Origin of the sequence: Teichococcus deserti (genome assembly GCF_001982615.1) — a bacterium.
In the GTDB taxonomy this organism is placed as follows: Bacteria; Pseudomonadota; Alphaproteobacteria; order Acetobacterales; family Acetobacteraceae; genus Pseudoroseomonas; species Pseudoroseomonas deserti.
In genome coordinates, this window is record NZ_MLCO01000434.1 from 1 (window position 1) to 1,518 (window position 1,518).

The 1,518-nt window shown below is 74.6% G+C and carries 1 protein-coding gene; it reads left to right on the top strand.

Annotation, left to right across the window (positions count from 1 at the left end; translation table 11 throughout):
• Positions 1 to 341: 341 nt before the first annotated feature.
• Positions 342 to 1,518 (top strand): PAS domain S-box protein (locus BKE38_RS28560; RefSeq protein ID WP_165694313.1); only part of this gene is annotated, 1,177 nt, incomplete at its 3' end.

Sequence of the window (1,518 nt, forward strand, 5' to 3'; positions counted from 1 at the left end):
CCGGGCCGCCGCGCCCGACCGCCACGCGATGCCGCGCGCCGCGGATCCTGGACCGGTCCCTCGCCGCTGACGGTGCCTGTCCCGGGCCGCGCTTGAAGCGCGGGGCCCAATCTGGGACTATGCCGCAGGTGTTGACCGGCAGGTGCCGGAAACCCTTTGCCCGTCGCCGGCGCTTTTCTCGCATGATCCGCGGGGGCCCCGGGCGACGGGCGCGCGCCCCGCCCGCCGCCGGCAGCCGGGGCGCAGGACCGCAGCCGGCGCCCGTCGTCCCGGAGACTCCCCTTGGAGGCTGCCGGGGCCGGTCCCGGCGGCCCCGCGCGGAGACGATGAAGGGGCATGGAATGACAGCCGCCGACCAGGCCCGGCCCGGACGGTATCCCAGCCAGGGCCGCGCGCCCGCCGCGCTGACGCAGCTCCTGGACGTGGTGCAGGACGAGGGCATCGCGCTGCTCGACCCGCAGGGCCGGGTGCTGAGCTGGAATGCCGGCGCCGTGCTGCTGCTGGGCTGGCCGGCCGAGGAGATGCTGGGCCGCCCCTTCGCCGCCTGCTTCCCGCCCGAGGCGGCGCCCGAGCGGCTGCTGCGTCAGGCGCTGGGCGAGGCCGGCCAGGCCCGCGGCGAGTTCTGGCTGCGCCGGCGCGACGGGGCGACGCGGCTCTGCGCCATCGGCCTCAGCCTGCTGCGCGACGCAGAGGGATCGGTGCTGGGCCTCGGCCTGACGCTGCGCGACGTCACCGCCAGCCGGGCGCGCGAGGCGGCGCTGCGCCAGAGCGAAGCGCAGCTGGCCAGCATCATGCGGCATTCGACGGTGGGCATGGCGCTGGTCGGGCTGGACGGTGCCTGGCTGGAGGTGAACCGCGCCGTCTGCGACCTGCTGGGCTATACCCGGGAGGAGCTGACCGGCCTGACCTTCCAGTCGCTCACCCATGGCGAGGATCTGGATGCCGACCTGACCCAGGTCGAGGCGCTGCTGGCCGGGCGGATCGACAGCTACCGGATGGAGAAGCGCTACCGCCGGCGCGACGGCACGCTGGTCTGGGGCATGCTCAGCGTCGCGCTGGCGCGTGACGCGGCCGGCAAGCCGCAGCATTTCATCTCGCAGATCCAGGATATCGACCGGCTGAAGCGGGCCGAGGCGGCGCTGCACGAGGAGCGCGACCGGCTGCAGGTGACGCTGGGCTCGATCGGCGACGGGGTGATCACCACCGACGCCCAGGGCTTCGTCACCTTTCTCAACCCGGTCGCCGAGGCGATGACCGGCTGGCGGCTGGACCAGGCGCTGGGCCGCCCGATCGAGACCGTCTTCGACATCGTCGACCCGCAGACGGCGCTGCCGCTGGACAATCCCGTCCGCCAGGCGCTGGCCGAGCAGCGGGTCTTCCACCTGCAGCAGCAGGCCATGCTGGGGCAGCTGGGCGAGGCGCGGGACGAGCCGCCGCGCCGCGTCGACATCCAGGATTCGGCCGCCCCGATCCGCGACAAGGCCGGCGCGGTGATCGGCGCCGTGCTGGTCTTCCAGG